At 66.4% G+C, this 22287-nt stretch carries 20 protein-coding genes; 12 read left to right on the forward strand and 8 right to left on the reverse strand.

What is annotated here, in order from left to right; translation table 11 throughout:
• Positions 1 to 5 precede the first annotated feature (5 nt).
• The 5 genes from DDT93_RS15030 to dctP all read right to left on the reverse strand — a co-directional run bounded on the left by DDT93_RS15030 (position 6) and on the right by dctP (position 7076).
• Positions 6 to 1856 carry a hydantoinase B/oxoprolinase family protein gene (locus tag DDT93_RS15030; RefSeq protein WP_109466663.1) on the reverse strand — a complete coding sequence of 617 codons (1851 nt, stop codon included), beginning with the start codon at positions 1854 to 1856 and terminating at the stop codon, positions 6 to 8.
• Positions 1853 to 3964: a hydantoinase/oxoprolinase family protein gene (locus tag DDT93_RS15035; RefSeq protein ID WP_109466664.1), complete on the reverse strand. Its 2112-nt coding sequence runs from the start codon at positions 3962 to 3964 to the stop codon at positions 1853 to 1855. The genes DDT93_RS15030 and DDT93_RS15035 overlap by 4 nt, the downstream gene beginning before the upstream one ends.
• A gap of 267 nt (positions 3965 to 4231) precedes the next feature.
• Positions 4232 to 5551: a TRAP transporter large permease gene (locus DDT93_RS15040; protein ID WP_109466665.1), complete on the reverse strand. Its 1320-nt coding sequence runs from the start codon at positions 5549 to 5551 to the stop codon at positions 4232 to 4234.
• A gap of 4 nt (positions 5552 to 5555) precedes the next feature.
• Positions 5556 to 6065, reverse strand: coding sequence for a TRAP transporter small permease (locus tag DDT93_RS15045; protein WP_157960188.1), 510 nt, complete (start codon positions 6063 to 6065; stop codon positions 5556 to 5558).
• Between the two features lie 48 nt (positions 6066 to 6113).
• Positions 6114 to 7076, reverse strand: a complete 963-nt coding sequence (gene dctP / locus DDT93_RS15050; protein ID WP_109466667.1) for a TRAP transporter substrate-binding protein DctP — start codon at positions 7074 to 7076, stop codon at positions 6114 to 6116.
• 300 nt (positions 7077 to 7376) lie between these two features.
• Here dctP and DDT93_RS15055 point away from each other — a divergent pair, with 300 nt between their 5' ends.
• The gene (locus tag DDT93_RS15055) at positions 7377 to 8012 is read left to right on the forward strand and encodes a sigma-70 family RNA polymerase sigma factor (RefSeq protein ID WP_109466668.1); all 636 of its coding nucleotides are present in this window, start codon (positions 7377 to 7379) and stop codon (positions 8010 to 8012) included.
• The gene (locus DDT93_RS15060; RefSeq protein ID WP_109466669.1) at positions 8009 to 8644 is read left to right on the forward strand and encodes a ChrR family anti-sigma-E factor; all 636 of its coding nucleotides are present in this window, start codon (positions 8009 to 8011) and stop codon (positions 8642 to 8644) included. The genes DDT93_RS15055 and DDT93_RS15060 overlap by 4 nt, the downstream gene beginning before the upstream one ends.
• A 4-nt stretch (positions 8645 to 8648) precedes the next feature.
• On the opposite strand, the gene DDT93_RS15065 is transcribed toward DDT93_RS15060, so the two are convergent.
• Positions 8649 to 9371 carry an SDR family NAD(P)-dependent oxidoreductase gene (locus DDT93_RS15065; RefSeq protein ID WP_109466670.1) on the reverse strand — a complete coding sequence of 241 codons (723 nt, stop codon included), beginning with the start codon at positions 9369 to 9371 and terminating at the stop codon, positions 8649 to 8651.
• Complete coding sequence (locus DDT93_RS15070; protein ID WP_109466671.1) at positions 9368 to 10138, reverse strand: DUF1365 domain-containing protein; 771 nt, start codon at positions 10136 to 10138, stop codon at positions 9368 to 9370. The genes DDT93_RS15065 and DDT93_RS15070 overlap by 4 nt, the downstream gene beginning before the upstream one ends.
• A gap of 175 nt (positions 10139 to 10313) precedes the next feature.
• Here DDT93_RS15070 and DDT93_RS15075 point away from each other — a divergent pair, with 175 nt between their 5' ends.
• The 8 genes from DDT93_RS15075 to ggpS all read left to right on the forward strand — a co-directional run bounded on the left by DDT93_RS15075 (position 10314) and on the right by ggpS (position 18720).
• Positions 10314 to 11657, forward strand: a complete 1344-nt coding sequence (locus DDT93_RS15075; RefSeq protein WP_109466672.1) for an NAD(P)/FAD-dependent oxidoreductase — start codon at positions 10314 to 10316, stop codon at positions 11655 to 11657.
• Complete coding sequence (locus DDT93_RS15080; protein ID WP_109466673.1) at positions 11596 to 12753, forward strand: SAM-dependent methyltransferase; 1158 nt, start codon at positions 11596 to 11598, stop codon at positions 12751 to 12753. The genes DDT93_RS15075 and DDT93_RS15080 overlap by 62 nt, the downstream gene beginning before the upstream one ends.
• Positions 12746 to 13240, forward strand: a complete 495-nt coding sequence (locus DDT93_RS15085; protein WP_109466674.1) for a hypothetical protein — start codon at positions 12746 to 12748, stop codon at positions 13238 to 13240. Before DDT93_RS15080 ends, DDT93_RS15085 begins: the two co-directional genes overlap by 8 nt.
• Positions 13240 to 14469, forward strand: a complete 1230-nt coding sequence (locus tag DDT93_RS15090) for an MFS transporter (protein WP_109466675.1) — start codon at positions 13240 to 13242, stop codon at positions 14467 to 14469. The genes DDT93_RS15085 and DDT93_RS15090 overlap by 1 nt, the downstream gene beginning before the upstream one ends.
• The gene (locus tag DDT93_RS15095; protein ID WP_109466676.1) at positions 14466 to 15026 is read left to right on the forward strand and encodes a DUF3833 domain-containing protein; all 561 of its coding nucleotides are present in this window, start codon (positions 14466 to 14468) and stop codon (positions 15024 to 15026) included. Before DDT93_RS15090 ends, DDT93_RS15095 begins: the two co-directional genes overlap by 4 nt.
• 333 nt (positions 15027 to 15359) lie before the next feature.
• Positions 15360 to 16427 (forward strand): NAD(P)H-dependent glycerol-3-phosphate dehydrogenase, encoded by a 1068-nt coding sequence (locus tag DDT93_RS15100; protein ID WP_109466677.1) that lies wholly within the window; start codon positions 15360 to 15362, stop codon positions 16425 to 16427.
• A 3-nt stretch (positions 16428 to 16430) separates the two neighbouring features.
• Entirely contained in the window at positions 16431 to 17213 is a 783-nt protein-coding gene (locus DDT93_RS15105) for an HAD family hydrolase (RefSeq protein WP_109466678.1), read from the forward strand.
• A 1-nt stretch (position 17214) separates the two neighbouring features.
• Positions 17215 to 18720: a glucosylglycerol-phosphate synthase gene (gene ggpS, locus DDT93_RS15110; RefSeq protein ID WP_109466679.1), complete on the forward strand. Its 1506-nt coding sequence runs from the start codon at positions 17215 to 17217 to the stop codon at positions 18718 to 18720.
• Here the strand turns inward: ggpS and DDT93_RS15115 are convergent.
• Positions 18717 to 19400, reverse strand: a complete 684-nt coding sequence (locus tag DDT93_RS15115) for an NYN domain-containing protein (protein WP_109466680.1) — start codon at positions 19398 to 19400, stop codon at positions 18717 to 18719. The genes ggpS and DDT93_RS15115 overlap by 4 nt on opposite strands.
• 209 nt (positions 19401 to 19609) lie before the next feature.
• On the opposite strand from DDT93_RS15115, the gene DDT93_RS26335 reads away from it, so the two are divergent.
• Positions 19610 to 20500: a LysR substrate-binding domain-containing protein gene (locus DDT93_RS26335; protein WP_112314408.1), complete on the forward strand. Its 891-nt coding sequence runs from the start codon at positions 19610 to 19612 to the stop codon at positions 20498 to 20500.
• 177 nt (positions 20501 to 20677) lie between these two features.
• Positions 20678 to 22270, forward strand: a complete 1593-nt coding sequence (locus DDT93_RS15125; RefSeq protein WP_109466681.1) for an ABC transporter substrate-binding protein — start codon at positions 20678 to 20680, stop codon at positions 22268 to 22270.
• Positions 22271 to 22287 lie beyond the last annotated feature (17 nt).

Genomic DNA, 22287 nt, shown 5'->3' on the forward strand with positions numbered 1-22287 from the left:
AGGTGTCATTCAGCGGCCAGGGATGAGCAGCTGAACAGTCGTTCGTCGTGCACGACCGGCTGACCGAGGTTCAGCGGGGTCAGATAGTATGACAGGTAGGTAACATCGGGATTACCATCCGTCGGACGGGCCGCGCGCAGCGTGGTGCGTTTCTCCTCGATGGCGGCAAGGTCCACGCCGCCGTCCGGCCCCATGATCACGCCGTAGACCGCCGCGGCGTAATCCGGCGTCACGATCTCCAGCTTGACGTCCTCGGCCACCTGCGCCGGGTCCCGCTCCAGCGGATCGCCGTTGCCGGCACCGCCCGCCGAAACGTGGCAGAAGATGTCGCCCTTCTTCATCGGCACCTGCAGCATCGGCATCACCGGCAGCACCTGCTGCCCGGGCCCCGGGTTCAGGATGTTGTAGCTGGGCGTGCCCGGATAGCCCTTGTCGACACCGTAAGGCAGGTGGCGGCGACGGTCCGAGCGCATGATCAGACCGGCCTCGTCGGCCAGCAGCTCATACTCCCGCACGAAGGCCGGAGCGCCCCTGTACTTGCCCGGCCCGCCCGAGTTCTGCACCAGCCCGTAGCGCGTGACGCGCACCGGGAACTGCGCTTCGATCATCTCGACCGGCTGGTTGGTCCCGTTGCCGCCCGGGTTCGGGATGCCATGCTCGCCGTCGCGCCAGTTGAGCGCGCCGCCCGCCCCGGCCAGTGTCTCGGTACAGACGAAGGCCGCGCCGTTGTGACGACCGGCGATCACCGGGAAGGTCACCCCGCCCTCGCCCGCCGCCGGGGTGTTGTCGGGCAGGATCTTGCCCAGCGCCCCGAACAGCGCGTCGAGCATCCGCCAGCCCATCAGCGCGCGCGCGGCGCAGGCGGCCGGCGGACGCGGGTTCACGATGCAACCCTCGGGCGCGATGGTCTTGATCGGCCGGGTGAAGCCCTCGAAATTCGGGATGTCGCTGTCGAGCACGCACTTGATCGCCATGTAGCCGGCGGCCTTGGTGAAGGGGATCGGGCAGTTGATCGCCCCCCTCACCTCGCCCGAGGTTCCGGTCCAGTCGATGGTCAGCTCGTCCCCTGCAACGTGGATCGCCAGTTGCAGGACGATCGGCTCGGGCGTCTCGCCCAGCCCGTCCACGTAGTCGGTAAAGGTGTAGACGCCATCCGGGATCCTCGCGATTTCCTCGCGCATCATCGCCTCGGAGGTGTCGTGCATCTCTTCGACAAAGGCGCGGAAGGTGTCCGAGCCGTATTTCTCCAGCAGCCGCACGAAGGCGCGGTCGGCATTGGTCACGGCGGCGATCTGCGATCGCATGTCGCCCGACACCATCTCGGGCAGGCGGTTGTTCAGCGCCATGATCTCGAAGAAGGTCTCGTTCGGCTTGCCCCGCTCGTAGAGCTTGAGGATCGGGATCCGCACCCCCTCCTGGAAGATCTCCTGCGCGTAGACGGCGGTGGAGCCGGGTGCGAGGCCGCCCATGTCGGTCTGGTGCACCAGCGTACAGGCATAGCCCTCGAGCTCGTTGTTCACGAACATCGGCTTGACGATGTAGACGTCGGGCAGATGCATCCCGCCCGCGACGTAGGGGTCGTTGAAGACGAAGATGTCGCCCGGATAGGTCTTGTCCCGCGTCTTGGCCACCAGCTTCTGCATCGCGTCCGGGAACGACCCAAGGTGCAGCGCCATGGTCATGCCGTGGGCGATCACGCGCCCCTCGCGGTCGCAGAGCCCGGTGGAATAGTCCATCGAGTCGCGCACGATGGCGGAATGGGCGGTGCGCATGATCACCAGCGCCATCTCGTCCGAGATCGAGGAGAGCGCATTGCGGATCACCTGCGCGGTGATGGGGTCGATGGCGTTGCTCATTGCACGTCCTCCTCGCGGGTCAGGATGATGTTGCCGTTCGGGTCAAGCGTCGCCGCCCAGTCGGGCGGCACCACGCAGGTGGTGTCATATTCCTCGACGATCATCGGGCCGCTTCGCGGTGCCGCGCCCAGATCGCTCCGGCGCAGGATCGGGGTGTCGAAGCTGCCCGCCTCCGCGCCGAAGTAGACCTCGCGCCGCCGTGTTTCGGCCTCCGGCTGCGCCAGCGCGGCGCGCAGGTCGACCTCGGCCTCGTCCTTCAGCGCCACGGTGCCGATCACCCGCAGGTTCACGCTCTGCACCGGAGCTTCGTCGGTGCGGTGGCCATAGGTCGCCTCGTGTTCGGCGCTGAAGGCCTCGCGCATCTGCGCCTGATCGCTGCGCCCGCCCGCACCGGACTCCACCGGGACCGTCAGTTCGTGCGCCTGCCCATAGTAGCGCAGGTCGGCGAAACGCTCGATCTCCACCGTCGCAGGGTCGCAGCCTTCCTCGGCCATGAGCGCCAGCAGGCGCGCTTCGAGATCGGCAAAGACCGCGTCGATCCCCTCGCCGCCCGCATCGCCGAGCAGCCCGATGAAGGACTGGGTCAGTTCATGCTGGATCGGGGTGCGCAGCAGGCCATAGGCGCTGAACACGCCGGGGTTCAGCGGGATCACCACCCGTTTCATCTCCAGCGTGGTCGCGATCTCGGTGGCTAGAACCGGCCCGTTGCCGCCCATGGCGAACAGCGTGAAATCGCGCGGATCGCGGCCGCGATAGGTCGACACCGCCTTGACCGCACGCACCATCGTGCCCGCCGCCACCTGGAACACGCCATGCGCGGTCTCGTTCAGCGACTTGCCGACCCGGTCGGCCACCTTCTCGCGCAGGATCGCCTCGGCCTTGGGCTTGTTCAGTTTCAATTCGCCCCCGACGAGGTACTCCGGGTTGATGTAGCCCAACATGATCATGGCATCGGTCAGCGTGGGGTCCTCCCCACCTGCGTCGTAGGCCACCGGGCCGGGCGCCGCGCCCGCGCTGCGCGGACCCACGGTCAGCACGCCTGCCCCGTCGAAGCCGATGATGCTGCCACCGCCCGCGCCGATCTCGGAGATGTCGATGACCGGCAGCTTCAGCGCGTGGCCGCCGCCCATCTGCAGACGGCTGGACAGGTTGATGCCCGCGCCCACCTCGTAGTCCGAGGTCTTGGCGACCATGCCGCCCTCGACCATCGCCGCCTTGGCCGTGGTGCCGCCCATGTCGAGCGTGATCAGGTCCGGCAGGCCGGAACTCCGTGCGAGGTCCGCCGCTCCGATCACCCCGGCGGAGGGGCCGGATTCGACGATGTAGGCCGGTTTCAGCGCCGCCTGCGTCACCGACATCACCCCGCCGTCCGACTTCATGACCTGTACGGGCGCGTCGATGCCGATGGCCTTCAGTTCGTTCACCAGCGAGGTGAAGTAGCGCTCGAGCACCGGGCCGAGATAGGCGTTGATCACCGTGGTAGAGGTCCGCTCGTATTCCCGGATCTCCGGCAGCAGGTCGGCCGAATAGGTGACGAAGGTACCCCCCGGCATGACCTCGGCCAGCCGTTCGGCCACCGCCACCTCGTGCGCCTTGTTGGCGTAGGAGTTGATCAGGCAGACCGCGACCGACTCGACGCCCTCGGAGATCAGCCGCTCGGCAATCGCGTCCACCTCGGCCAGGTCGAGCGGGCGCACTGCGGCGCCATCCGCGCCCATGCGCTCGCCCAGTTCAAAGCGCAGGTTGCGCGGCACCAGCGGTTCGGGGCGCTTGAAGGTCAGCGTATACATCTCGGGGATGCGCAAGCGGCGGAACTCCAGCACGTCGCGGAAGCCCTGAGTGGTGATCAGCCCTGCCTTGGCGCCCCGACCTTCGAGGATCGTGTTGGTCGCAACGGTGGTCGCGTGGATCACCGCGCTGATCCTCCCGGCACCGATGCCGTGCAAGTCCATCAGCTGTGAAATGCCCGAGACGATGCCCCGACCGTAGTTATCGGGCGTCGTCGGCACCTTGCGCGTCAGCAGTGCCCCCCTGTCCCCGACGAAGACGAGGTCGGTGAAGGTTCCCCCGACGTCGATGCCAATGCGGAATGTCTCTGGTTCGGTCACGGTCTTGTTCCTGTCCTGCCGGTCGCCGGCACCTCGCCCCGTTGGAGCGGGGATTCGCCCGGCGGCCTCTTCTGACTCCACCTTAAATGTGAAAACTCACAGGTAAACGATTTAATGTGAATTTTCACATCTTTTGCAACAACTGCCCCTTTTCTCCGCAGAGCCCCCGGCCCTGCCTGCAAACAGAAAGGGCCCGGCGATGATCGCCGGACCCTTCCCCAAGTCGTCCAGATGCACCGGGCCGCACCGCAGAGGCACGGCCCCGCCTCATTGCAGCAGCGCCGGCAGCCACGAGATCGTTCCCGGGAAGAATAGGATGATCGCCAGCACGAGTATCTGCAGCCCGATGAAGGGGAACACCGCCTTGTAGATGGTTCCCATCGACACCTTGCCATCCAGCACCCCCTGTATGACGAACAGCAGGATCCCGAAGGGCGGCGTGCAGAGCCCGATCTCCAGCGCAACCATCATCATCAGCCCGAACCACAGGATATCGACCTGGATCGCGTTGAGGATCGGGAAGAAGATCGGCACCGTCAGCATGATGATCGACGCGGACTCCATGAAGAAGCCAAGCACGATCAGCATTGCCAGCATCATCACCACGATGGCGAAGGGCGTCAGGTTCGAGCCCTCGATCACCGCACGGGTCAGCGCCGAGGTGGCCCCGGTGAAGGCGAGGATCTGCGAGAAGGTGCCCGAGCAGCAGATGATGAAGAGGATCATCGCCGAGAACTTCAGCGACTCCATGAAGGCCGCGAAGAAGTTGGCCAGCGTCAGGCAGCGGTAGGCCACGGCGGCAAGGAACGAGGCCAGCACACCGATGGCCGCGGCCTCGGTCGGGGTCGCGAAACCACCGAGGATCGCCACCACCACCGCGAGGAAGATCAGCATCAGCGGCAGCACGTTGCGCAGCACCGGACCGACCCGCTCGCGGAAGGGCACCCGTTCGCTTTCGGGCTCCATCGGCGCGAGGCTCGGGTTCAGGCTGCAGCGGATCATGATGTAGGCGAGAAAGGCGATCATCATCATGATGCCGGGGATGATCCCCGAGATCAGCAGTTCGTTGATCGAGATCTTGGCAAGGCTACCGAGGATCACCGCCAGCGCCGAGGGCGGGATCAGGACGGCAATGCCGCCGACCGCCGTGGCCGGACCGATGGAGAGCGCGTTGGAATAGCCCAGCGCGCGCATCTCGGGCAGCAGGGTCCGCCCGACGATGGCGGCGTTGGCGACCGACGACCCGGAAAGGGCGGCGAAACTCGTCCCGCCCAGCACCGCCACGACCGACAGCCGCCCGGGCACCCGCGAGATCAGCTTGTCGATGGCCTCGATCGAGCGCTTGGCCATCCCCGTCTGCAACATGATCTCGCCCATCAGCACGAACAGCGGGATCGGAGCCATCGAGTAACTGGCCACCGAGGGGCGCAGGTTGCGGATCATCTGGATGATCCCGATCTCGCCCCCGAAAAAGACGATCGCCCCGATGAGGTTGGCGGTCATGAAGGCCATCACGACCGGAAGGCCGAGCATGATCAGCACGATCACGCTGCCCAGCATGACGCTCAGCGCCAGGATCCATTCCATCCGGTTATTCCTTCGCAGTCTCGTAGGTGGGCGGTGCGTCCGGGTCGGCCAGCACCAGGTCCCTGGCAAAGCCCACCGCGAGCAGCAGGAACGCCACGGGCGCCTGCCATTGCAGGTACCATTCCGGGAAAATCAGCTCGCCAAAGATCAGTTCGTCGCGTTCGACAGAGACGAAGAAGTTGTCGAAGGCGTAGTAGGTCAGGATCGCGCAGACCACGGTGCAGACCGTCAGCGTGAACAGCTCGAGCAGGTAGCGCGCGCGTGGCGGCAACGCCTCGGGCAGGACCATCACCCGGACGTGGGCCCGGTGGTACTGGATCCAGGGTGCCGCCAGCATCGCCATGGCGTAGATGCTCGCCTCGGCGAAATCGACCAGCCCGTAGATGGATGGCATCCCGAGCGCCCTGAGGAAGACCTCCAGCGCGATGCCGGCGGTGATCAGGAAGAAGAGGATGACGGCGATGATCGCCAGCAGGTAAATGAGACCGACATAGCCGGTCTCAAGGGTCTTCATTGCTTGCTTCATGGCACAGTGCCCTACCCAGACAGGTATGTGTTCCCGTTACTTCTGGAACATCTCGCGCAGCTTGGCAGTGCCGTCCGCGTCGATCTTTGCCATTTCACCCCAATAGGTGTCGCCCGCCTGCTTTGCGAACTCCGGTCCGGCGTCGAAGGAGACGATGCCCGCTTCGTCCTGCACCTTCTTGTTCAGCGCGTCCTTCTCGGCGTTGAACTTCGGCAGTTCCTCGTCCAGCCATGCGGCCGCATCTTCCAGAACCTTGCGTTCATCGTCGCTCAGCCCGGCCCAGGTATCGCCGTTCACCAGGATGTTGATGGTCACGTTGTAGAAACCGGGGTCGATGCGGACCTTGGTGTACTTGTCCCAGCCGAGGTCCTGGATGCCCCAGAACGGCCAGCCGTAGCCGTCGACCACGCCGCGCTCCAGTGCGGTGAAGGTTTCCGGCACCGGGGTGTTGGTGGTGCGCAGGCCGAGGTTCTCGAAGAACACGGTATAGAGCGGCGAACTGCGTACGCGCATGCCCTTCAGGTCGTCGAGCGAGCTGATTTCCTTGTTGAGGTAGATGTGGAATCCGACGCCGTCCCCGTAGGTGGTCAGCAGGTAGGAGCCCAGCTGGTCCATGGTCATCTGGCGCAGGTACTCGTAGGCACCGCTTTCGCGCTGCTCGGCCACGGGCACGTCCGAAATGTCCTGTGCGTTGCCCAGCGGAACCTGCTGCTTGTAGAGCGACGGCGGGATCGCCGCGATGTCGAGGAGGCCGCTGCGCAGCGCGTTGGACTGCTCCACCGCCGGGATCGCGTCAGGCCCGACGAGGTTGATCTGCAGAACGCCCTTGCCGATCTCGTTGACCTTGTCGGCGAAGAGGACGGCGGGCTCGGCAAACGCCAGCTGCGTGGGCAGGAAGACAGCTGCCTTCAGGGTCCTTTCGGCCATGGCCGAGGCAGGCGAGAATACGGTTGCTGTCAGCGCAAGCGCCGCAGAAATCGCGGTCATTCGTGTAAACATTGGCTACCTCCTTGTGGGATCGTTTTTCATTACCAAGAACGCTAGCAGAGGTATTTCGTATGTAAATGAAAATGTTTTAGCCTTAAAACATGCAGCCTTTTTTGCCTTCATTTGCCTCAGAAGCGATCAAACCCGAACCAGATTCGGGTTAAATTCCATGACAATTCATACAATATCGCCTGGCGTGACCGGAATCGCCCACCCTGCCCGCGACTCGGTCCCGCGCCGGGTGATGCCGCCCGAGCGCATCGGCGACGGTTCCCGAGTGATCCGATTTACAACCCGCCTCGTAATCCGGTTATGTTGACACGGACCAGAGATCTCACGGCCCAGAAACCTCCCGCGCCGCGACGGTCCGGGAGTGAGAGAGTGAACGTGTCGCAGAACAAGTCGGACCTGTCACAGCAGACCATCTGGATGCTCGCCGTGCGCGACAATCGCGACCGGCAGGCGTTCGCCGCCCTGTTCGATCACTTCGCCCCCCGCCTCAAGGGGTTCATCATGCGCTCCGGCACCTCGTTGGAGCGCGCGGAGGAAATCGTTCAGGACGTCATGCTGACCATCTGGCGCAAGGCGGCGACCTTCGATCCGCACCGCGCACAGGTGTCGGGATGGATCTACCAGATCGCGCGCAACCGGCAGATCGACATCCTCAGAAAGGAAAACCGGCCGCTTCCGGAAGAGCTGAAGGAGGAGCCGGGCCAGGAGCCCGACGCGAGCCAGCTGCTCGCCCTCCAGCAGGAAGCGGACAAACTGAAGCAAGCCCTCGCAAAGCTCAGCGACGAGCAGCGCGAGATGATCGAGAAAGCCTATCTCGGCGAGCTGACCCATCAGGAGATCAGCACCCAGTCCGGCCTCCCGCTGGGCACCATCAAGTCAAGGATACGCCTTGGCCTGGACCGCCTGAGATACGAGCTGAAAGACCTGCAAGAATGAGCAAGATCGTACATCATATCCCCGAAGACATGCTGGCCGCCTATGCCGCCGGTACCCTGCCCCACGGCTTTGCCGTGGTCGTTGCCGCCCACGTATCGCTTTGCCCCGACTGCCGTGCCGCGCTCGAGGCGCATCACGCGGCTGGCGGTGTCCTCCTCGAAAGCGCCGGATCCGTCTCCGTGTCGGACAGGTTGAAGGCCGACCTCCTCTCGCGCCTTGACGAGCCCTTCACGCCCGAGCCGGTCTACGAGCGGTCCGGCGTCTACCCGGGCCCGGTGGTTCAGGCCCTCAAGGGCCGGGCGCCCCGTTGGAAATCGCTGGGCATGGGCGTGCGTCAGGACATCCTGTCGAACGATGCGGAAAGCTCGGTGCGCCTGCTCTACATTCCGGGCGGACAGGCCGTACCCGATCACAGCCACCACGGGCTGGAACTGACTCTGGTGCTGCAGGGCAGTTTCCACGATGAAACCGGGCGCTTTGGCGTGGGCGATCTGGAAATCGCCGATGACACGCTGGAACATACGCCGATCGCCGACGAGGGCGAGCCCTGCATCTGCCTTGCCGCCACCGACGCGCCCCTGAGGTTCCGCGCCCTGGTGCCGCGACTGCTGCAACCCTTCTTCCGGATCTGAGGGATCAACCTCCGCGATAGACGAGGATGTCGGGCAGGTAGTCCAGAAGACGGATCGCCCAGGAGAACGGGGCCGGGAAATCGGTGCGGAACCGCTTCCGGCCCATCGCCTTCAGCACTCGCGCTGCGGCCTCCTCGGGCTCCATCAGCATGGGCATCTTGAAGCTGTTCTTCTCGGTCAGGCGGGTGCGGATGAACCCCGGGTTCACGACCCGGACCGTGACGCCGCTGCCGCGCAGGTCGTGGCGCATGGTTTCTGCGATGCTGACCACCCCCGCCTTGCTGGCGCTGTAGCCGACCGAGGCGGGCAGGCCGCTGTACCCGGCCAGCGAGCCGACGAGGGTGATATCGCCCTGCCCCGCCCGCACGAGGCGCGGCACTACCTCGCCCAGCACCCGCATCGCGCCCATGAAGTTGACCTCGCACATGGTCAGGGCCGCATCGCTCTGCCACTCGGTGGCGCGCATCGGCTCGTAGGCTCCGGCATTGTAGATCAGGCCGTCGATCTCGCCAGCCTTTGCCGCGGCGGCCCGAACCGCCTCGAGGTCGGTCACGTCCAACGGGATGACCTCCGCGCCGCCCAGTTCGTCGGCAAGGCTCCGAAGCCGGTCCTCGTTCCGCGCCGAAAGGATCAGCCGCGCGCCCTCGGCCGCCAGCAGTTTCGCCAGTTCGCGGCCAAGCCCCTCGCTCGCGCCAACCAGCCAGTAGGTCTTGCCCGAGAAGGTCATTCGCCCGGCATCTGCAGCCTGTCGTTGTCCGAGAGCAACCGCTCCGGCGCGGGCTGACGGCGCAGGAAGGGCGCGCGCTTGGTCCAGAGGACCAGGGCCTGCCAGTGGATCAGGGCCAGCACGCGGGCACCGCCGAACGGCCTGCGGACGGCAGCCCAGAGCAGCGACCCATCGCTCGCCGCGCGCCTTGGCCCCGCCAGTGTCGCGATCACCCCCTGAGTGCCATTCTCATAGGCGATGCGGATGCGCACGGCGCTGTCGGTCAGGTCGAAGTTGAAGTGGTACTGCCCGGCGACCGTCTGGAACGGGGAAACATGCATCAGTTTCTCCGCCGACAGCCGGTCCGTCGCAAGGATCGGCCGGAAATCCGGATGCGCACAGAAGTAACAGTGCCGCTGGCCAAAGGTGCTGTTCACCTCGGCGACGAAGGCGCGGGGCGTACCGTCGATCACGGCAATCCAGAAGCTCACCGGGTTGAAGCGGAACCACAACAGGTCCGGCTGGGTCAGAAGCAGCAATTGCGCCTGATCGGCCGGGAAACCGCGCTCGGCCAGAATCTCGCGGAACCATGCCACGCCCTGCCCCTCATCGCGCGGGCCACCGTGGCGCTCGTCCCGCAGGGACCAGAGGTTGAACCGGTTGCGCGAGAACAGCCGGGGCCGCGCCGGGCCAAGATCGCTCAGCACGTAATCGACCCCATAGCGGAAGGCGTTCTTCACGGCGCCGCGCCGGGCATGATGGGTGGTGGCCTGAATGTGATCTAGCATGGTGTCCCTGATACGGGGCGGCACGCGAAACGGATCACCCCCGGCGCATCACTTAGCGCCTTTGATGCGGTCGGACAGGTCGCCGCGCGCATCCCGGAACTATCTGACATCCCTGAATGATCCGAAACGCCCGGCGCCGCGTAGTCTCCACGAATGCAGAAAGACAGAGGACGACATGTTCGACCAGACACAGGGACCGCGCAAGAGGATCGCCATCGTCGGCGGGGGCATCTCGGGGCTCTCCGCCGCCTACTACCTGTCCCCCCGCCATGACGTGACCCTCTACGAAGCCGCGCCGCGCCTTGGCGGACATGCGCGGACCGTGGTCGCGGGGCTGCGCGGCGACCAGCCGGTCGATACCGGGTTCATCGTCTTCAACTATGCAACCTATCCCTATCTCACCCGGCTGTTCCGCGACCTCGACGTCCCGGTGATCAAGTCCGAAATGAGCTTTGGCGCCAGCATCGACGGCGGTCGGATCGAGTACAGCCTGAACTCGCTGCGCGCGATGACCGCCCAAAGGCGCAACCTGCTGCGCCCGCAGTTCTATGGCATGATCGCCGACATCCTGCGCTTTGGCCGTGACGCCGAGACAGCAGCGCGCGACGACGAGGTGACAATCGGCGAATTGGTCGCCGAACTCGGCCTCGGGCGCTGGTTCCGCGATCATTACCTGATGCCCATGTGCGGCGCGATCTGGTCGACCCCGACCGGCAGCGTCGACCGCTTTCCCGCCCGCTCGCTTGTCCGCTTCTTCCGCAACCACGGGCTGCTGGCGGGTGTCGGCACCCACCAGTGGTGGACGGTGCGCGGTGGCAGCATCGAGTACGTCCGCCGGCTCGAGGCCGCGCTGGTCGCCCGTGGCTGCACCCTGCGCCCGGGTACGCCGGTGCGCACCGTCGAGCGTGACGCGCTCGGAGTGACCGTCCGCGCCGATCACTGCGAAGCCGAAAGCTTCGACGAGATCATCCTCGCCTGCCACTCCGACCAGTCGCTCGCCCTGCTCGGCGGCGGTGCCACGGGGGAAGAGAGCCGCGCGCTCGGGGCCATCCGTTACCAGCCCAACCGTGCCGTGCTGCACCGGGACGCCGGGCAGATGCCGCTGCGCCGCGATTGCTGGTCCAGCTGGAGCTATCGTTCGCAGCAGGGCGGGATCGGCATCACCTACTGGATGAACCGGCTGCAGGACATTCCCGAGTCCGACCCGCTCTTCGTCACGCTCAACCCCACCGCCACGATCCCGGACGAGGCGATCTACGACGAAGTGGATTTCACCCACCCGGTGTTCGACCGTGCCGCCATCGCCGCCCAATCCGCCATCCGCGACATGCAGGGCCGCAACCGCACGTGGTTCGCCGGTGCCTACAACCGCCACGGCTTTCACGAGGACGGTATCGCCAGCGCGATGCGGATCGTGCGCGCCCTCAACAGCCCCAACGCCTTCGGAGACCGCGAAGATGAACTTGACCCACAAAGCCCTGAAATCGCAGTTCCTCTCAACCTGCGAGCGTCTGCGTGAGGGCCAGCTGACCCTGCGCACCCCCGAGGGGGAGCGCTACGAGTTCGGCACCTCGGGCCCTGAGGCGGAACTGAACATCAACGACTGGGCGACCGTCTCGGCCCTTGCGTCGAACGGTCAGGTCGGGCTGGGCGAGGCCTATGTGCAGGGCATGTGGGACACGCCCTCGGTCGAGGGGCTGGTGACCCTCGCCCTGCGCAACCGCGACCTGCTGAACCACTACGACAAGGCGGGGGTGATGCAGACCGCCAAGTTCCGCCTTGTCGACACCATGCTGCGCGCCAATTCGCGGCGCGGGGCACGGCGCAACATCCGGTCGCACTATGACGTCGGAAACGAGTTCTACGCCCTCTGGCTCGACGAAGGCATGACCTATTCCGCCGGGCTCTTCGATCCCGCCGATGACGACCTCGCTCTGGCGCAGACGCGCAAGAACGCGCGGATCCTCTCGCGCCTTGCCGATGGCGAGCGTACGCTCGAGATCGGCTGCGGCTGGGGTGGCTTCGCCGAGCAGGCCGCCGACGACGGGCGCGCCGTGACCGGGATCACCATCTCCCGCAACCAGCACAGCTTTGCCGAAGCGCGGCTCGACGGGCGCGCCGATATCCAGCTGCGCGACTATCGCGATATCGAGGGGACCTACGACAACATCGTCTCCATCGAGATGATCGAGGCCGTGGGCGAACGCTACTGGCCGACCTACTTCGCCACCCTCAAGCGCCACCTCGCCGAGGGAGGGCGCGCCGTGGTGCAGGCCATCACCGTGGCCGAAGACGCCTTTGCCACCTACCGCAGCTCGTCGGACTACATCCGCCAGTACGTGTTCCCGGGCGGGATGCTGCTCTCGGACCGCGTGATCGCGGACCATGCCCGCCGCGCCGGGCTGAAGGTTCAGGACAGCTTCGACTTCGGCCAGGACTACGGCAAGACCTGCCGCATCTGGGCCCAGCGCCTGAACGAGCGCAAGCGCCAGCTGACCGAGATGGGGTACGGGGAAGCCTTCTTCCGGAATTGGAAATACTACCTCGAAATCTGCGCCGCCTCCTTCACAGTCGGCCAGACGAGCGTGGTTCAGGTCGAGCTGGCCCATGCCTAGGGCCCTGCTCGCACTCCTCGCGGCCGCATGGCCCGGGCTGGCGTTGGGTTCGGCTCTCTCCTCGGCCCTGCCCGACGCCGAGCTGCGCGGAGAGGCGACCTATCGGCTGGTCGGCCTCCCGGTCTACCACGCGCGGCTCTACACCCGCTCGGGTGGCGCGCTGGACTGGTCCCGCGACTTCGGGCTCGAGCTGACCTACCTGCGCGACCTCTCGCAGCAGATGCTGGTCGACAGCACCCTGCAGGAATTCGACCGGCTGGGTGCGCCGCTGCCGCTGCGCGACGAGCTGACCACCTGTTTTCGCAACGTCGGCAAGGGGGACCGGTTCACCGCGGTTTCGGCCGGGCCGGACCGGCTGAAGTTCTGGTTCAACGACCGCCAGACCTGCGACCTGCGCCACCCGCGCATCAAGGAACGCTTCATGTCGATCTTCCTCGGCCCTGACACCCGCGCCCCGGCCTTCACCCGCCAGCTCAAGAGCGAATGATGATCTACCCGCGCGTCAGCCTCTATGCCCTGATGCTGGCGGCGGTGGGCATCCCGCTCTACATCCACCTGCCGCGCTTTGCCTCGGTCGAACTCGGGATCGGGCTCGGGACGCTCGGCACCCTGCTTCTGGCGCTGCGCGTGATCGACCTCGTGCAGGACCCCGCCCTTGGCTGGGCCATCGACCGCTGGCCCGAGCGGCAGGGCCTCTTCGCCATGCTCGCGGCAACCGGGCTCGCGGTCGGCTTCCCCCTGCTCTTTTCGCTGCAGGTGGGCACGTCGGTCACGCTGAAACTGTTCCTCGTGCTGGTTCTCCTGTTCTCCGCCTACAGCCTCGGTTCGATCCTCCTCTACGGGCGCAGCGCCACGCTGGCCGAGCGCGCCGATGACAGCGGATTGATGACGCTGGCCGCCTTCCGCGAGGGCGGCATGCTGGCCGGGGTCCTCCTGTCAGCCATCGCGCCCGCCGCCCTCGTCGCGCTTGGGGCGGCCCATCAGGGCTATCCCGCCTTCGGCTACCTGCTTGGCGGCCTCGCCATCGCGACCGCAGTGCTGACGCGCCCCATGTGGCGGCGCCCGGTGGTGCGCGGTGAAGGCTTCCGCCTCGCCGATCTTGCGGATGCGGGGGCGCTGCGCCTGCTTCTGCTGGCGCTGGTCAACAGTCTGCCCGTCGCGGTGACCTCGACCCTCTTCCTGTTCTTCGTCGAGGATCGCCTGCAGCTTGCCGGGATGGCGGGCCCGCTGCTGGTCCTGTTCTTTCTCAGCGCCGGGCTCAGCGTCCCGCTCTGGACAGCGGCCAGCCACAGGATCGGGCCGCGCGCCACCCTGCTCGTCGCCATGCCGCTGGCCATTCTCGGGTTTTCCGGCGCGGCCCTGCTGGCGCCCGGCAACCTGGCCGGTTTCGCCCTCGTCTGCCTGCTCTCCGGGGCGGCAACGGGGGCCGACCTCGTGATCCTGCCGGCCATGTTCTCGATCGTGCTGACCCGCTCGCGCATCAACGCCTCGATGGCCTTCGGCATCTGGTCCTTCGCCACCAAGCTGGGCCTCGCCCTCGCCGCCGCCACGCTGCTGCCGCTGCTGGACCGGTTCGGCTTTGTCCCCGGCACGGCGAACAGCGCCCGCAGCCTCGGCGCGCTGAACCTCGCCTACGCCGTCCTGCCCTGCGCGCTGAAGCTGGTCGCGCTGGCACTCGTCTTCACCCTCCCGGCCAAGGAGCACCGCCTCGCATGAAACTGATCGCCGCCCTCCTGCTCCTGATCGTCCTCGCCTTCGCCGCCCGCAGCGTCTGGCTGAGCTTCCGCGCCCAGAGCCCGGCGGACTACGCCGGGACCGAACCCGCCTTCTCGTTGCAGCGCCACCTGTCGGGGGACCTGTTGTGCGAGGGGATCATCTATGGCCCGACCGGCCGCGTCACCAGCCGCTTCACCGCGCGGATGGTCGGGGACTGGGAAGGTGACACCGGCACCCTGACCGAGGCCTTCACCTACGCCAACGGCCGCACCCAGAACCGCAAGTGGACGCTGCTGATGCAGGATGCGACGCATTTCACCGCGACCGCTGATGACATCATCGGCGAGGCGAGGGGGGAGCTTTCCGGCGCGACCCTTAAGATGAGCTATCGTATCCGGCTGCCCGAGGACGCGGGCGGTCACGTGCTGGACGCGACCGACTGGCTCTACCTGACCGGCGATGGGGTCATCATCAACCGCTCGGAGATGCGCAAGTTCGGGATCAAGGTGGCCGAACTGATCGCCACCATGCGCCCCGCGCCCACCGCCCCGGAGTGAGGTCACCCCACTAAGCGATGCGGCAGACGCGAAGGCAGAACCGGGTAATTTCCCTTTTCTGCCAAGGTATTGCCGCACTGCGGCAAATCCTTCCTTGATATCTGACGTCTGGGGGTTAGTCTCTAGCTCACTGGCACCGGCGAGATTTCGCTGGTCGCCGGATCGCCCGGGGGAGGACGTGCCGGGCCATCCGAACCCAAGCCGCGCGGCCTGTGACAGGGCGGGGGAGCGCGCAGAACCAGAACGAGAGACCAGACCGAAGGGCAACCGAAAGGCGCTCCCATCAAGGATACCCCCACGCATAAACCGTCCCGTCCCTTTGGCCGGATCGCCGTGCTCGGCGCTGGCAGCTGGGGAACCGCCCTCGCCTCCGTGCTTGCCCGCAACGGGCGGCAGGTGCGCCTCTGGGCCCGTCGCCCCGATCTTGCCGACAGCATCGCGCGCGCGGCGGAGAACGCCGAGTACCTGCCCGGCGTGACCCTGCCCACAGGCATCCGCGCCACCGCCAGCCTCGCCGAGGCGCTCGACGGCGCCGAGGCGGTTCTGCTGGTCACCCCTTCCTCCACGCTCAGGCCCATGTGTCAGGCCATCGCGCCGCACCTGCCCGACCGCATTCCCATCGCGCTGGCCTGCAAGGGCGTCGAACGCCGCTCGGGCCTGCTCCTCTCCGAGGTCGTCTCTCAGGAACTGCCGGGCCACCCGGTCGGCGCCGTATCGGGGCCCACCTTTGCCCGCGAGACCGCGCTCGACTATCCCACCGCCGCAACCGTCGCGTTTCCCTTTACCTATGCCGACCGTCTCGATCCGCGCAGCAGCCCCGCCGCGCGGCTTGCCATGTCGCTCTCGGGCGGCGGGTTCCGGCCCTATGTCTCGGACGATCTCGTCGGGGTCGAGGTCGGCGGCGCGGTCAAGAACGTGATCGCCATCGCCTGCGGGATGATGTCGGGCGCCGGTTTCGCCGAGAACACCCGCGCCGCGCTGATCACCCGGGGCATCGACGAGATGAAGCTGCTGGCGCAGGCGCTCGGCGGTCGCCGCGAAACGGTGACCGGCCTCTCCGGCGCGGGCGACCTGACGCTGACCTGCTCCTCCACCACCTCGCGCAACATGTCGCTGGGCCACCAGCTGGGTCAGGGCATCGCCCGCCCCTCCTGTTTCGAAGGCCGTAACGTGGTGGTCGAGGGCGAGGTCAATGCCGTGTCGGTCACCGACCTTGCCCATCGCGTGTCGGTCCCCATGCCGATCTGCGAGACGGTGAACGCGGTGCTGCACAAGGGCGCCCGCCTGCAACAGGCCTTCACCGAGCTCTGGGCCCGCCCCATCGAGGCCGAACCCTATGCGCTCGATCTCTCGCTGGACCATCCCTCGCCCGACCTTCCGCTGCAATTCGGAGCCGACTGACCCATGAACGTGCACGCCACACCGCGCCCGGCCATCGCCGCGCGCCGCTTCACCCTTGCGACCGATCTCGATGGAACCTTCCTCGGCGGCAGCGATCAGGAGCGCGCGCGCCTCTATGACTGGATCGAGGCGAACCGCGACAGCATCGGCCTGATCTTCGTCACCGGGCGCGACCCGGATTTCATCATGGAGATGTGCCGCGAACAGGGCCTACCTTGGCCCGAGTACGTGGTCGGCGACGTGGGCACGACGATTGCCGAGGTCCTGCCCGACGGAGCCATAGCCCCCATCGCCCCGCTCGAGGCCGACATCGCCGCGCGCTGGAACGACAGCGGCGACCGTGTGCGCGCCGCCCTTCAGGGGCATCCGGGCCTCACGCTGCAGCCCACCGCCTTCCGCTACCGCGTGAGCTATGACCTCACGCCCGGTGCCTACGATCCCGCCGCCGAGCAGAAGGTCCGCGACCTCGGCCTCGACTGGCTGATCTCCGACAACCGCTTCTTCGACGTGCTGCCGGCGGGCGTGTCCAAGGGCCCGTCGATCCGCCGCCTGGTCGACCACCTCGGCATCCCGGGCGCGCGCGTCCTCTGCGCCGGGGACACCATGAACGACCACTCGATGCTGACCTCCGGCCTGCCCTCCGTCGCGGTCGGCAATTCCGAACCCGCGCTGATCGAGGGGCTGGCCGGGCACGATTGGGTGCACCTCGCATCCGCCCACGGTGCCGCCGGAATCCTCGAGGCCATCGCCGCCTTCGACCTGCACGACATCCCGAAAGGAGCCTGACATGTCTTCCAACCTCGTCATCGTCTACCACCGCCAGCCCTACGAGGAGGTCGAGGTCGACGGAAAGATCGAGTACCGGGAGAACAAGAGCCCGAACGGCATCGTCCCGACGCTCAAGAGCTTTTTCGGACGCTTCGAAAAGGGCGCATGGATCGCGTGGAAACACGCCGACGATCCTTCGGCACCCGACTTCGAACGCGTCATCGAGATCGACGACAACTATGGCAAGTACACCGTCTCGCGCCTGCCGCTGACCCCGGCGCAGGTCACCAGCTTCTATCACGTCTCGTCCAAGGAAGCCTTCTGGCCGATCCTTCACGGCTTCAAGGAACGCTACAACTACGACCCCGTAGACTGGCCGACCTTTCGCGAGGTGAACTGGGCCTTTGCCGAGGCTGCCGCTGCCGAGGCCGCGCCCGGTGCCGTGGTCTGGGTGCACGACTACAACCTGTGGTTGGTGCCCGGATACCTGCGGCGCCTGCGTCCCGACGTGAAGATCTCCTTCTTCCACCACACGCCCTTTCCCGGTGCCGACATCTTCAACGTGCTGCCCTGGCGCAAGGAAATCCTCGAAAGCCTGCTGGCCTGCGACGTCGTGGGCTTTCACATTCCGCGCTATGCCAACAACTTCGTTGCCGCCGCCCGCTCGCTGCTGGAGGTCGAGACGCTGAAGCGCGAGAAGGTGAAACCCGAGCTCTGGTCGGAGAACACCGCGCTGGCGGAACAGAGCATGGTGACCGAGATCGGCTATGGCGGCCGCACGATCCGGATGCAGGCGAGCCCGGTGGGCGTCGACGTCGACTATATCGAGCAGGTGGTCTCGCGCGAGGAAACCGAGCGCCGCGTCGTCGAGATCCGGCAGGAACTGGGCAACCGCCAGCTTATCCTCTCGGTCGGTCGCACCGATTACACCAAGGGGGGCATCGAACAGCTGGAAAGCTTCGAGCGGCTGCTGGAAACCCGCCCCGACCTGCGTGGCAAGGTCCGCCTGATGCATGTCTCGGTCGCCGCCAACCGGAACATGACCGCCTATGTCGAGATCCAGCAGGACCTCGAACAGCTCGCCGGCAAGATCAACGGGCGTTATGGCTCCTTCGACTGGCAGCCGGTCTCGCTGATCTCGCGCCCGGTGCCCTTTACCGACCTCGTCGCCTACTACCGTGCCGCCGATGTCGCGTGGATCACGCCGCTGGCCGATGGCATGAACCTTGTCTGCAAGGAATTCTGCGCGGCCCGCACCGACGGAGACGGGGTGCTGGTGCTCTCCGAATTCGCCGGGGCCGCGGTGGAACTGGCCGCCGCGGTGCCGACCAATCCCTTCTCGCACAAGTCGATGGACAGCGCGATCCAGTTCGCACTGGACATGCCGCGCGAGGAGCGGCTGGGCCGGATGAGGGAAAGCCGCGCGATGGTGCACAAGCAGGACATCCGCTTCTGGGCGGAAGATCAGATGCAGGCCTTTGGCAAGGAGACCTGGCCCGCGCCCGAGACGCAGGAAGTCGCCTAGGCGACCAGTTCCGCCTTGCGCAGGCGGACCTTGGCCTTGGCCCCGCGCGGGTCGAGGTCATAGAGATGCGGCCGCGCCAGCAGGTAGCCGCGCCATGTCTTCTCCGGGTGGCGGCTGATCCGGATGCCGTGTTCGCAGTACATCCGCTCGCTGAGCTTCGAGATCGGGAGGCCGGTTCCATCGGTGCTGTCGCGGACGATCAGCGGTCGGATCAGGCGGTCGATGTCGTTGGTCGAGAGCTTCTTCGGTGTGGCGGAGGTACTGCTGGGCGCGACCACCGCGATAGGCGCCAGTTCGGCGAATGAAGAGCAGGCACTGCGGAACGAGGCGGGCGCCTTGACCTCGCCCATGCCCAGCACGGGATAGCCATATTCCCGCAGCCGCAGGGCGAGATGCGAGAAGTCCCCGTCCGAACTGACGAGGACGAACCGGTCGAGCCGGTTCGACAGCGCCAGTTCCATCGCGTCGATCGCCAGCAGCAGGTCCGAGGCGTTCTTGCCGCACCCCGCGTGGATCATCCGGAACCCGGGCGCCGACAGCCATTCCGACTTGCAGCCCGCATCCGCATAAACCCGCATCACATCGGGCGCGCCGTGTTCGCGCGCCGCCGCCGCGATGCGCGAGGCATAGGCCCCGCTCACATTGTCTCCATCCACCAGGACTGCCAATCGCTCGGTCATCCCGCTCTCCACCTTGGTTTCGAACCCGGGCAGACTGCCAGAGGATTGTGTCGAGCTTTCGGCAGGGATTGGGCAGCCGTTCAGGGCAACAACCGCCGTCCCTGCCCGCCCGCTACGCAACTGCCTCCGCTGCCCCGCGCCCCGGTCACTGGCCCCTTGCCCGTTGCGCAGGCGCGTGGTCGAGTGAGGCAAACCACAGGCTTGCCCCCATGCGTCGCGTACTTCCCTCCCTCCCCTCGCTCACCGTCTTCGAGGCCTCGGCGCGGCACGGCAGCTTTACCCGCGCCGCGGAAGAGCTGAACATGAGCCAGTCCGCCGTGTCCAAGCGCATCGCCGCGCTGGAGGACTGGCTGGGCACCCGCCTGTTCGAGCGCGTCCGCCAGCGGATCGTGCTGACCGAAGCGGGGGCGCATTATCTCAGCCGCATCCGCGAGGCGCTGGAGATCATGGAAGAGGCAACGATGGAGACGCTCGCCTTCCGTCCCGGCGGCGTCACGCTCAACATCGCCACCCTGCCCTCCTTCGGCAATCACTGGCTGCTGCCGCGCATCGCCGCCTTCACGGCGCAGCACCCCGAGATCTCGCTCAACGTCACCTCGCGCCAGTGGCCCTTCGACATGGTGCAGGAGAACATTGACGCCGCCATCTTCTACTCGGCGAGTTCATGGCCCGGCGGGCCCTCGGACCTGCTGTTCGGCGAGCGCATGGTGCCGGTCGCGCGGCCCGGGCTGATCGCGCCGGAGGATGCCGCCGCGCTCGACAAGCTGCCGCTGCTACACCACCGGGCGCGCCCGCGCGACTGGCAGCACTGGCTGGAAGAAGGCGCGCTGAACAGCACGCAGGCCTTTCGCGGCAGCCGGTTCGAGACCTTCGACATGATCATCAGGGGCGCACGCCACGGGCTGGGGGTCGGGCTGGTGCCCAGTTTCATGGCGCAGGAACACGTGGAGGCGGGCGAACTCGACCGCCCCTTTGCGCGCAGCATGAGAACGCCGGGCTCGTATTTCCTGGTCCACCCGGAACGCAAACAGCAGATGGGCGAACTTGCGGCCTTTCGCGACTGGCTGCTGGCCGAGGCGTCGGCGTGGACCGGGGACTAGAGATCATTCCCCAGAGGAATGAATTCACGCAGATTCACCGTTTGGCTGCGCCGCAGCACGCGCATAGCCTGACCCCACAATAACAAGTCCGAAGCGGCACCCCGGAGTCATTGCGATCATGACCTGCGGGACTGGTAAGGACCAAACCTCCGCCTCTTCTCCAACAGGAGCACCCCCATGTCACTTTCCCGCACATCCAGTCTTGCGCGCCTGGCCGGCGGCGTAGCGCTCGCCGCGATCACCGCCGCCGGCGCCGCGCAGGCCGAGGGCACCGTCACCATCGGCCGCACCTCGGACGCCGACCGCTACGATCCGCAGCGCTCCAGCGCCCTTGCCGCCGCCGAAGTCCTCTACATGATGGGCGACACGCTGGTGACGCTGTCGCATGACCTCAAGACCGTCGAACCGGCCCTCGCCGAAAGCTGGGAACTGTCCGACGACGGGCTGACCTATACCTTCCACCTGCGCAAGGACGTGACCTATTGCGACGGCAAGGCCTTCACCGCCAAGGACGTGGTCGGCAGCATGGAGCGCTGGCTCACCCCCGAAGGACCCTATGTCAGCGCGTGGAAGGCGGGCACCGTCGACAGCATCACCGCGCCGGACGACTACACCGTCGTCTACAAGCTCAAGTCGCCGAGCTCGGGCCTGCTCTACCAGATGGCCCAGTTCAACTTCATCATCATCGATCCCGAACAGGCCGCGTCCCTTGGCGATGACTTTGGCGTAAAGGCCTTCAACGGCACCGGCGCCTACTGCTTCGACAGCTGGACCCCGAACGACAGCCTCGTGCTGAAGAAACACGAAGGCTACGCCTGGGGCACCGCCGCACTGGGCAACACCGGCCCGGCCAAGGTGGACGAGGTGGTGTGGAAGATCATCCCCGAGGAAGCGACCCTAGTGGCCAGCCTTCAGGCGGGCGAGATCGACGGCACCTACGCCCTGCCCGCCTGGGCCTTTGCCCAGTTCGAGGCCGACCCCGGCTTCAAGCTGATCCAGCCGGTCGCCAGCTTCCGCACCCACTACGTCGGGATGAAGGTCACCCGGCCGTTCATGCAGGACATCAAGGTCCGCGAGGCGGTGAGCCACGCCATCGACCAGGGTGCGATTGCCGATGCGATCTTCTTCGGCACGGTAAAGCCCGCCGAGGCCTACTATTCCGAGGATGCGCTCGACTTCGACCCGTCCACCGACCTCGCGCCCTTCGCCTACGACCCGGACAAGACCAAGGCGCTGTTGGAAGAGGAAGGCTTCACCATGGGCAGCGACGGGTTCTGGCAGAAGGACGGCGAGAAACTCGCGCTTACCTACTACGGCTTCAACACTTCGCGGGAACAGGCCGAGGCGATCCAGGGCGACCTGCGCAAGGCGGGGATCGACCTGAACGTCGAACTCTACGACTCGACCGCGATCTGGGCCAAGCTGCGCGAGCAGACCTATGACCTCTACCAGATGGACTATCCCTACCTGAACGCAGGCGACGCGCTGAACCTCTACTTCTCGTCCGACTCGATCCCCTCGCCCAACCGGATGATGTGGGACGACGCAGAGACCGACAAGCTGCTGGCCGAAGGCAACAGCGCGGTGAACGACGAGGCTCGCGCCAAGGCGTTCATGGCGCTCGGCAAGCACCTGCACGAGTCGATCCTGTGGAAGCCCCTGCTGCTGGAGAAGCCCACTGTGGCCATCGGTCCGCGCCTCAAGGAGTTCCAGCCCGCCGGGATCTCGGGGGCGGCCTTCGGGACCGGCCTGAACCTCGAATTGAATTGATGACTGCCACTCACGCC

Origin of the sequence: Albibacillus kandeliae, from assembly GCF_003116585.1 — a bacterium.
Lineage (GTDB): Bacteria > Pseudomonadota > Alphaproteobacteria > Rhodobacterales > Rhodobacteraceae > Albibacillus > Albibacillus kandeliae.